This is a genomic window from Pseudomonadota bacterium (genome assembly GCA_018817425.1).
Classification (GTDB): Bacteria; Desulfobacterota; Desulfobacteria; order Desulfobacterales; family RPRI01; genus RPRI01.
Genome location: JAHITX010000041.1, coordinates 1 through 11,067, shown reverse-complemented (window position 1 = coordinate 11,067; position 11,067 = coordinate 1). Strand labels below are relative to the sequence as shown.

Annotated in this window: 8 protein-coding genes and 1 pseudogene; all 9 read left to right on the top strand. The window is 41.9% G+C overall.

Going from position 1 to position 11,067, the window contains the following annotated elements:
- Positions 1-438 precede the first annotated feature (438 nt).
- Positions 439-2,451, top strand: a complete 2,013-nt coding sequence (locus tag KKC46_08640; GenBank protein ID MBU1053882.1) for an MBL fold metallo-hydrolase — start codon at positions 439-441, stop codon at positions 2,449-2,451.
- Positions 2,452-2,453: 2 nt separating this feature from the next.
- Positions 2,454-2,987 carry a YeeE/YedE family protein gene (locus KKC46_08635; GenBank protein ID MBU1053881.1) on the top strand — a complete coding sequence of 178 codons (534 nt, stop codon included), beginning with the start codon at positions 2,454-2,456 and terminating at the stop codon, positions 2,985-2,987.
- A pseudogene (locus tag KKC46_08630) lies at positions 2,980-4,681 on the top strand (YeeE/YedE family protein). Before KKC46_08635 ends, KKC46_08630 begins: the two are co-directional and overlap by 8 nt.
- Before the next feature lie 561 nt (positions 4,682-5,242).
- Positions 5,243-6,388 (top strand): KamA family radical SAM protein, encoded by a 1,146-nt coding sequence (locus KKC46_08625; GenBank protein ID MBU1053880.1) that lies wholly within the window; start codon positions 5,243-5,245, stop codon positions 6,386-6,388.
- Positions 6,389-6,628: 240 nt separating this feature from the next.
- Positions 6,629-7,717, top strand: a complete 1,089-nt coding sequence (locus KKC46_08620; protein MBU1053879.1) for an SPFH domain-containing protein — start codon at positions 6,629-6,631, stop codon at positions 7,715-7,717.
- Positions 7,714-8,796, top strand: coding sequence for a prohibitin family protein (locus KKC46_08615; protein ID MBU1053878.1), 1,083 nt, complete (start codon positions 7,714-7,716; stop codon positions 8,794-8,796). The genes KKC46_08620 and KKC46_08615 overlap by 4 nt, the downstream gene beginning before the upstream one ends.
- A gap of 254 nt (positions 8,797-9,050) precedes the next feature.
- The gene (locus KKC46_08610) at positions 9,051-9,407 is read left to right on the top strand and encodes a hypothetical protein (GenBank protein ID MBU1053877.1); all 357 of its coding nucleotides are present in this window, start codon (positions 9,051-9,053) and stop codon (positions 9,405-9,407) included.
- Positions 9,408-9,589: 182 nt separating this feature from the next.
- The gene (locus KKC46_08605) at positions 9,590-10,015 is read left to right on the top strand and encodes a hypothetical protein (protein MBU1053876.1); all 426 of its coding nucleotides are present in this window, start codon (positions 9,590-9,592) and stop codon (positions 10,013-10,015) included.
- Positions 10,016-10,583: 568 nt separating this feature from the next.
- Positions 10,584-10,784: a cold shock domain-containing protein gene (locus tag KKC46_08600; GenBank protein MBU1053875.1), complete on the top strand. Its 201-nt coding sequence runs from the start codon at positions 10,584-10,586 to the stop codon at positions 10,782-10,784.
- The last annotated feature ends 283 nt before the right edge of the window (positions 10,785-11,067 follow it).

Genomic DNA, 11,067 nt, shown 5'->3' with positions numbered 1-11,067 from the left:
TCAGACATATTGCCTTGAATATGATTAAAAAAGAAACAACACCGAAAAAGAGCATAAAATCAAAACGACTTAGGGCTGGTTGGGATAATGATTATCTTATGAAAGTCCTGGCAGGTTGATTTCTAAATGCGGTTACCCTGATTGTACGATCTCTTTGTATTGACATATCTGAGATAAAATGCTTCAATTTAAAAAAAACTAATCCGTATTATCTGAATTTGATTTTTTTACAGCAATTAAATATCTACCTCATATTCAATCAAGCCTGATATTGGCACATGGAAAACCGTGTTTGGTAACCAGCCGATATCATTAACTTAGATATAACTAATCAAGAAAGAGAACTACTGTCTACTCCATAAAATAATCAACACCATAGAGGCGTACAGTCAGATCGACATTGCGCCAATTATAAAAAAGGAAATAGCAATGAATCTAATGTTTATTTTTCGGTTTGTGACATGCTTTTTGTTTATATCGTTTACAGGATTTCTTTTTCAAGGACAAGCATCCGGCGGAGCAATCAAAGATACCGAGTCCGCCTCTCATGCCAATACTGCAGCCACCCAGACCATAGTGAATACATATGAATATGCGGGTGTAAAAATTGTTCAGTTCAACCTTGCTGTACTGTCGCATCATTCCTATATGGTTGTGAGCGGCAAAGATGCGCTGGTTGTTGATCCGGATCGTGATATCCAGGTTTATCTCGACACAGCCAAAAAAGAAGGATGGACGATCAAAGGGGTTTTTCTCACACATTCGAACGCCGACTTTGTAGCAGGTCATATAGAATCCTCAAAAGCGGTCGGCTGTCCCGTCTATCAAAACAAGGATAGTGGCGCTCAATACAAGATCAAGGCTCTTTCCGATGGGCAGTCTATCCCTTGGGGCGAGATCGTTTTAAAATTTCTGAGCACTCCAGGCCATACTCCTGATGGCATGTGCGCTCTGGTCTTCAGTAAGGATAACAAGGTAAGCCCCAAGGCAATCCTGACCGGTGACACTTTATTTGTTGGTTCCATCGGCCGACCGGACCTGATGGGCGGAACTGTGGCGGCTGCAACGCTGGCAGGTATGAGCTATGACACCTGGACCAACAAGCTTTCCAAACTTGATGATAGTGTTGTAGTACTGCCTGCCCACGGCGCAGGATCTCTTTGCGGTGCTCACTTAAGAGATGAGCCCTCATCGACCATTGGTACTGAAAGAGCGACCAACCCCTATCTTCAGCATAAGAGCAGAAACGATTTCATTACAGCTGTGCTTGAGGGTCTGCCCGAAGCACCACAATATTTCAAGCACAATGCAAAAATGAACCGGGAAGGACCCGCTCCAGTAGATTGGAATGCGGCAATGCCAAAAACCCCATACCTTAATGCAAAACTTTCAGACACTTCCAGGTTTTATATAGTTGATTTACGGGATGCCAAAAGTTTTGCCTCAGGACACATTCCGAACTCTGTTAATATCGCCCTGCGTGGCCGCCTGGAGACATGGGTGGGCATCATGGTGCCATGGGGCAGTAAAATAGTTCTGTGCGGCAATTCTGAGGAAATTAAAGAAGCACGCTTTCGTCTGTATAGAGTCGGCTATGACATAGCTGGGACGCTATCGTTTGAAAAGTGGAATGCTGCAAAACAGCCTGTGTACAAAAATATCCCCATTTCTCCGCAGGAACTCTATAAACAAATGCAAAACGGCACAGCCCCGGTAATTGTTGATGTCCGCCTGCCAAATGAGTGGATGGGTTTACGGATTGGAAATGTTGTGAACATGCCTTTAAATCAATTAAGCGAGCTGGCTGTTAAACTGGACCCCAGGGAACCGGTGGTAACGGTTTGCAATTCTGCATACCGCAGCAGCATGGGAATCGGTTTACTGGAGCGCAGAGGTTTCAAGGAGGTGGCAAGTATGGAAGGTGGAAGCGAGGCCTGGATTCAAGCAGGATTGCCGGTCATCCAACCAATGGCACCAGGGGTTGCTTCTGCCCAACTCAAAAGGGTAGTAAAACTACCGGATCTTATCGACCCGGCCCAGTTCAAACGCATGTTAATGGACTTGCCAGGCACCTTCGATATTGTTGACATCCGGCCTGCTGAGCATTTTAAAGATTACAACATACCGGGATCACAGAATGTAGATATTGCCGATCTGATAAACAATCCTGCCTATCTTACAGGTGCAGGACCACTTGTGATCGTAGATCGGAACGGATCACTTGCGATGGTGGCAGGAGGCATACTTTCACAGAAAACCAAAAGACAGATCAAGGTCCTATTCGGCGGTCTGGATGCATACTGGAATGCAGTAGAGATGGGTGAGCCGATTAAAGTTGTTCCAATTACTCCGAGCAGCGCCCCTGCGGTGCAACAGTTTGTTCCGACAGCTCCAACTCAACCTGCTCCACAAAAACCGCAAACACCGAAAAAGAAAAGTGCGGGGTGCTGATCATGAATGATAACTTAACCGATAAAATCAAAGATCGAAAGGCCTACATAAACCCCTATTTTGCAGGGGTTATGCTCGGAATAACCCTTTTGCTGTCATACCTGATCTTAGGAGCTGGGCTTGGTGCCTCCTCAGGCATCGCACGGGTGGGGGCATATTTCGAATTATCAGTCGCCCCGGCACGAACGCTGGCCAGTGAATATTTTGGAAGCTGGGGCCAACATCCGCTTAAATACTATCTTGTCTTTATGCTGGCTGGCGTGTTTTTTGGAGGGTTGATTTCGGCATTGCTGGCTAATCGCTGCGATGTCAAAGTAGAACGCGGCGCCAAATGTTCGCCCCGAAAGCGTCTTCTTTTTGCTTTGGCCGGTGGTATCATCGCCGGCTTCGCAAGTCGTCTTGCTAACGGATGTACTTCAGGACAAGCCCTAACCGGCAGCGCTGCACTCATTACAGGAAGCTTGCTCTTTCTTATCTTTATGTTTGCAGGCGGTTACTCCATCGCATGGTTTGTAAGGAGGCAATGGGATGATTGAAACTTTCTTTGGAAGCGGAACTCTGAATACACCTGCCGCTTTTCTGGCAAGTCTGCTCATTGGCATCGCATTTGGTGTGGCATTGGAACAGGCCGGATTTGGCAGCTCGCGACGCCTGGCAGGTATTTTTTACTTCCGTGATATGACCGTGCTGAAAGTCATGTTCACGGCAGTGATTGTAGCCATGATAGGCATTTGTTACGCTAAAGGCTTTGGCTGGATAACGCTTGAGAACGTCTACTTTCTGCATACGCTCTTTGCGGCACAAATCGTAGGAGGGGTGCTTTTCGGTGCCGGGTTTGTTATGAGCGGATGGTGCCCGGGCACAGGCGCTGTTGGGCTCGCATCGGGAAAGATCGACGCACTGGTTTTTCTCATTGGAGCAGCAGTCGGCAGCATGCTTTACAACGAAGTATACCCGCTCTTAGATTCGATTACAACTGCAGACCGAGGGGTTATTTTTGCATACGACAGTATGGGTGTTTCCGAAGCAAGCTTTGCCTTTTTCCTCACGCTGATTGCTGTTGGTTGTTTTTGGGGATCGGAATATATCGAAAAGAAACGACACGGCAAGGGTGAACGATGGGGAACGCCGTTTCTGAAGACATTCAGTGCCGTGTTAATCGTGGGCGCATTCGGCCTGTTTACAGTGTCCGGACAGCAGGCGATGTCGATATCATCTTGTACAAAAGCAGCACAGGAGACTGTGTTGCTGGATAGTCTGCAAAAAGGATTAGATCACATCGAACCACAGGAACTGGCAAATCGCCTGCTTGCGGGAGATCCATCAATTATGCTGGTAGATATAAGAACGCCGGCGGAATTTACTCAATTTCATATCCGATCCGCAATTAACATACAGGTTGCGGATCTTCCCATCTCCCTTGCCCAACATAAAAATAAGGGCCTGATCGTGCTGTATTCAAACGGCATGACACATCCGGCCCAGGCGCACGACAGTCTGTTTCGTCTTGGATTTAAAAACGTCTATTTTCTGACCGATGGTCTGGAAGGATTTTTAAAAACCTGTCTTAAGCCTATATCATTAAGGCAGGAACCGGTTTCCCGTTCTCTGGGCTTTAAAATCAATGCATGGCGTTCCTTTTTTCTTGCACCGAAGATTCCTGCCGACAACCCGGCAACAAACACCAATTTATCAACCGCATTGGATCTCTCCGCCCTGACGATACCCGGGCTGGTTGAAACAGATTGGCTTAACACGAACCTTGGGAAACAAGGTTTAAAGATCATTGATCTTCGCGCACAACCTGAATATAACTCCGGTCATATCCCAGGTTCGCTCAGTCTGAATATAGAAAGCATGAGGGGCTTGGTCCAGGGCTTGCCATCTTCGCTGCTGCCTGCGGCAATGCTGGCCGAACATTTTTCTTTGATGGGTGTTCGCCCGGATGATTTCATAGTTTTGGTCTGCACGGATAAGCTCCAGGATGCAACTCTGGCTGGTATGGCTTGCGAACGCTTACAACATATTTAAATCCATTGATGAGCTTCGGGAAATTTACTCAAAGCTTATTCCTACAAAGGCAACACCGGTTATTGTCCATTGCCGCACCGGTCATCAGGCAAGCCAGACATATTTCATTCTTGTCCGGCTCTTAGGCTATACTGATATTAAATGCTATGATGCAGGTTGGACGGAGTGGGCTGCCAGGCCTGAGTTGCCGGTGGAGTAAAGATATCTATAGTTTTACTGACATCTTAAATCCAAGGATAGGAAGAATTATCCACAAATCATGTAGGTGTTTTAATAATACGAGCCACTTTAAAAACGTTTCAGTTTGGTCAAGCTCAAGGCGGGAGAAAATTTCAACCACAGGAATACATCGAGTATTTCGAGGATAGCGCTAAAGGTTAGCGCTTATGCTTCACTACGTGTCACTTAGTGCGAAATTTGAGCCCAACGCAGAGATCGGCCAAAATGGGGTGTTTTGAAACTGGCTCAATACAGCTTGCTTTAAGCTTAGCTTTTAGACAGCTTCTCACAAAGATGCCCTTGCCTTTGGTTAATACTTTTGATAATAGATCAAATACAAGGGGCTACCATCCCGTTTTTTATGCCCATGCCTGGCGCACACAAGCTACTATTGGCGGAAATTGTTCCCTTGCCAAAAAACAGCACCGTAAAACATGAAGGGCACTAAAATATTTACTCGACTCGTCCAACCCACATTAACAGCAATTTGCACTTGGCTATTGTTTTTCCTGTCAGGTAAGCAGGCAAAGGAGAATTATTTATGGCATATAAAGATATTTTAAAAAATTCGATAAGAACTTTTGAAGATTTGGAAAAATGGCTTACTGCGCAGAAAGCAAGAGTTGATCCCAGGCTTAAGGAAGTAATTGCCAAATATCCTATGAGGGTAAATACTTATTACCTCGGTCTTATTGAAAAGATAAATGACGGTATCTGGAAACAAGCAATTCCTGATGTAGATGAACTTGAGCATTATATGGATCTTACAGCGGATCCACTGGATGAGGAAGGAGATATTCCGCTTGGAGGTCCAAGGACAATAATCCATAGGTATCCTGACAGGATTTTACTGTATGTGTCAAACGAATGTGCGATGTATTGCAGGTTCTGCACCAGAAAGAGAAAAGTAGGAGACGACCGGAAAAATCCATCGTCAGAAGATCTAAATAAGGGAATTGAGTATATTGCATCTCACGAAGCTATTAGAGACGTATTGATATCCGGTGGGGACCCATTACTGATTCAAAGCAAAAGACTTGATGAAATCTTAGATAAACTAACAAAAATTAACCATATTGAGTTAATAAGAATCGGCACAAGAGTACCGTGCGTATGGCCGCAAAAGATTATTGAAGACGTAGAACTGATTGAGGTATTAAGAAAACACACACCCAAGTCACTTAAAGATCCACAGCTCTATATAAACACGCATTTCAATCATCCTAACGAAATCACAGCCGAAAGTTATCAGGCTATTAAAATTTTAAGGGGTCTGGGCATTCCAATAGCAAACCAATGTGTTTTGTTAAAGGGAGTTAATGATGACTCTGATGTTATGAAAGACCTGGTACACGGCCTCGGCAAAATGGGAGTAAAACCTTATTATTTGTACTATACCGATCTTGTTGAGGGAACTGGTCATTTCAGAACAGATATATACAAAGGAAAAGAAATCTGCAGAGATCTTTGCGGAACCACTACAGGTTTTCTTCGCCCGACATATGTAGTAGATGCACAAGGTGGCAGAGGTAAAATTCCTGTAGATCTCGGATATTCAGAGGGAATCAGTGAAGATAAGAAAGGTGGAATTCTTGCTTCACCGATTGGGTTGGGAAAAGTATATTTAAACAATCCGATTGAAAGAATAGAAGGAAAGCCGAAAAGACATAATCGAAATACAAAATAAGGTTCAGAAAAGGAGAAAGTTAACTTTTTACAATATATCATTGCAGGTTCCGCAGTATATTTCACATATATGCTTTTTCAAAAACTTGCGTTAAGTTTTGCGGTTTCTTTTTTTCTTGTCCCGGCATTTTTATTTCTATTATTCTTTGCCATCAATTTTTTCAATTTGAAAACAGGGCGTATTGACGTAAAATCCGATAAAATATCCCCTGAAACCATTTATACAAAGGAGGCATAAAAGATGGAAGGTTACCCCAAAAACCTATCTTTTGCGGATTTTAAATCCAAATTCAAAATTCCGAAACTCAAACCCAGCCTTGCCGGCAAGCTTGGCCTTTTGATTGTACTATTGGCCATAGTTATAGTGATTTATAATTCTTTTTTGAAATACGTAGAACCGAATGAATATGGTATAAAACAGGTTGACATCGGTATCAACCGCGGCATTCAGCAAGAAATATACCAGACCGGACTTCATTTCATCATCCCGTTTATGCAAAAAATGCACTATCTGCCAAGAGACATTCAAGTTCTCGAACTTACAAAATATCCACGTACGGCTTCGATATATGCCAGAGAAGAAAAAGCTGCCCATATTCAAACATCAGATGGTTTTTTCGTAGATGTAGATGTGTCCATTCTTTATCACATCGCTGACCCGTATAAAGTGTTTACCATTATTGGTCCGGGCAATCTTTTTGAGGATAATGGAATTATTCCAAAAACGGAGCCAGCCTTAAAAGAAACGCTGGGAGAGCTCACAACGGAAGAATTCTATAACAGCCTGCTCCGTTCAGAAAAAGCGGAAGCGGCCAGGGTCAAGCTGAACGGGGAGCTCGAAAAAAAGGGAATCTATGTTGACCATGTGCTTGTCCGTTATTTTGAATACAGCCCGGAAATCCAGAAAAACATTGAAGAAAAAAAGCTAAAAGATCAGCTTGTTTTTAAAAACATGGCTGAAGCACGCGCAGCCATTGAAGAAGCCAAGTTGAAAAAAATAGAACAAGAAGGCAAAGTTATCGTTTCTGTTGAGATGGAAAAAGGGAAGGCTTATGTCACCAGAAAAAATGCGGAAAAGGATCTTTACTACCGAAAAAAGACGGCTGAAGCAAACCTTCTGGTAAAACTTGCCGAAGCCGAAAAGGTAAGACTTAAAAATGAAGCCTTAAAAGGGAAAGGCGCCGAAAGGATGGTCGGATTGAAAATGGCAAATGTATACAAGGGGCTTGATATTATTGTTCTGCCTAGCGATGGTCCTTCGGGGGTAAATCCGCTTGACCTTGATAAAGCACTGAAACTTTTTGATGTTAGAAAAGGAGGTGCGAAATGAAACGAATCTTCACAATGACCATAGCAATTATCATGTTACTTTCCATTCAAGGATGTATTTTTTATTCCACCGGTGAGACAGAGGTGGGGGTTAGAACAAGAAAACTTGCTTTATTCGGAGAAAAAGGGGTTGACCCAAAAGTATATGAGCCCGGATCAAAATATGTGTTCCTGCCTTTAATCAATGATTGGCACACCTTTGATACTAAACTTCAGAATTTAGAATTTACTTATCACCGGGGAAGGGGCGACAGAAGTACCAGGGATGATCTTTTGTTTAAAACCATAGATGGCAATGACATCAGTCTGGATGTGATTATCGTTTACAAAATAGACCGGGCCAAAGCATATCTGATACTCCAGAATGTGGCTCGGAATGATAAAGAGCTTCGCGACAAAATTGTCAGAACCATCACACGTAGTAAGCCCAGAGACATATTCGGAGAATTAAAAACTGAGGAATTCTATGTATCCGCTCTGCGAGAGGGGCAGGCAAAAAAAGCCAAAGAAGTACTCCAGTCAATGCTTGAGCCAATGGGGATTATCATAGAAAAGGTTCTTACAAAGGATTATCGTTTTAATCCAAAATACCAGAAAGCAATTGAAGACAAAAAGGTGGCAGACCAGCAAGTTGAAAGGAACAAGTCAGCGCAGCATGCAGCCACTGAGGAATATAAACGAAAACTGGAGGAAGTAAGAGGTGAAGTAAACAAGATTGTTGCAGATGTTGACGGTGAATACCTGAAGGCCAAGATCCAGGTAGATGTCTATTATGAGAAACAAATGTTGCTTGCTGAAGCAATCAAAGCCGAAGGAATAGCCGAAGCAAAAGGTATCAAGGAAATGAATGACGCCCTGAGCAGTATTGGCGGTGAAGCCTTGGTAAAGCTTGAGATTGCCGAAGCTCTGCAAGGTAAAAAAATTGTTCTGCTTCCGGTTTCGGAAGGTGGGATGAATCTTAAAACCACAGACATAAATGCCCTCTTAAACACCATGGGAGTTAAAAGCCTTTCAAATACAGGAGAAAAAAATAACAGTGTATTTATTAAAGATCAAAATAACAAAGGTAAAAAGCAATAAGGGTCTTTATTAATAACAGATCGAAAAGATAAAATACTCTTTTTCCTGCATACCTCAAACTTTTTTCGATACCGGCTGGCGTTTCCATGAGCTTTAAGCCAGCCGGTATCGAAACACCCCATCTCTTTGCCTGCGATATTTTAGTGTTGACATGCTAAATTAAGTTAAAATATATGTAGTACGTTTAACTGGCTGATGCCGGTTATTCATTTTTAACTTAATTGAATGCAAATATTAATCGTGAGATAGGAACTATGGGGAAACTGATTAAATTTCTTGATGACGCAAAAGCATGCCTTGCCCGTGTTGCATTAAATCGCAGGGAATATGTATTTATAAGTATCGCACAGGTAGGAGTTCTTGTAAAACGCTCAAGATTTGGAATTTTCGGTCCTAAATTGTATGAAGAAACGAACATAAGCAGCTGTATGAAAATGTCAAAAACTTTGGACAAAAACCTTCTTTCCCATAAATCCTTATCATATCTGCCAAAAAGCATGAACGACCCGGTACTCAAATCATTTACCCGCCTCGCCATCGAATCTAATTCGAGAGTTGAATTCTGTGCCAAAATAGAAAAAGCAAAACAGCTTATACCGCAAGGCAAATAATTAAACACCACCATACCGAATAACTATAACACAAATTTTTTGATTTTATATAAATTGCTTGTGACTGTATAGATTAGGTGAGATCGGCTAAACAATGCAAATTCATCATGTACAAAAAGACACACTAGTGATTTACTATGTTATACAGCTATTTTCATCCCTCACACATAAGGATCTAAAAATTGAGAAAAAATAGTTGCTTCATTACTATAATTATTCTTTCTGTTTTAATTGGATGTACTTCTGAGTTACCATCTCCCCATAATCAAGAAGGTGGCGTCTTCTCAGGCAGGCGGAACTTTCCTTTTAAAAATTTCACTCTCCTGACCGTCGATACAGGAAAGCAAAAAGCTGCTTTTGAGTTTCGAGAGTATACAGGAAGCGGCCTTCAGGCTCCGTTTGCAGAGCTTAATATAAAAATTGGACATAAGGAGTATAAAGTGACAAGCAAAGGTGTTGGGAATGGTCATTTAATGGTTAACGGAGTAGTTTATGCTTTTTATACGTTTAAGGAACATTTATTAATAGATCGTGATGGGAAGATTGTTGTAGAACAAGGTGAAGTGCATCATGGTATAAAGCCACTTATCAAATACAAAAACAGATGATGGCTCTGATTCAGGCGCTTTAAATTGTTGGAAATAAAATATGATTCAATGGTATAATAATCTCGATGTTAAATTGCAAGCCGCACTTATTGTAGGAGGGATTGCCTTTGTCATTGCGTGGGTAATGGATGGAGGATGAAACATAGCATTGGTTTTAATGGCCCTATCTCTTAATAAAACGGAATCATAACAGAATAAGCATAAGCATATACGCTTGTGATACTTAGAACCGTCCAGCTACAAACTCACCGCAGGAAATTTCAATATATACATCAAATTACATGATATATTTGCATTCTAACAAGCTATAACTTAAGCATATTGTTGTTTTCAATCCGGATAGGGATAATCTATCAGACAAACCTGTGGAATTATAACAATTGATACATATTTATATTGAAATGCAAAATAACAATTTTAACTTGACGTTTTATAAAACAGATATTATTATTCACAATATTTTTACGGCTGCAGTCAGTATAGTAGCATTGCTCTTTAAGGAACAGGTCCTTTTAAGGCGTCTGTCTTAAGCCGGAATTTTGAAACATCTTTTAAGGAGAAAAGAATTTTGGCAAACGGAATAGTAAAATGGTTCAGCAACAAAAAAGGTTATGGATTTATTGAGCAGGAAAACGGCGATGATGTTTTTGTTCATCACTCTGCAATAAATGGAACCGGTTTTAAAACTCTTGCCGAAGGTGAAAAAGTTACCTTTGATATTGAACAAGGTGAAAAAGGCCCAGCCGCTGTCAATGTAACGAAGCTATAGTTATTTTAAAAAATTAAAGGGTATCTCGTAAGGTTGCAGTTTTAGAACGGGACCTTTGAAAAACATCCAAACTTGTCAGGGTACACATAAGGGGTTCGCCTCAGTCGTATCTATCAATCGCAGAAATATTTCTTATCAGTGGAGCCAGTTTCAAAACGCCCCATTTTGGCCGATCTCTGCGTTGGGCTCAAATTTCAATCCTCGAAATACTCAATGTATTCCTGCGGTTGAAATTTTCGCCCGCCTTGAGCTTGACCAAACTGAAACGTTTTGAAAGTGGCTC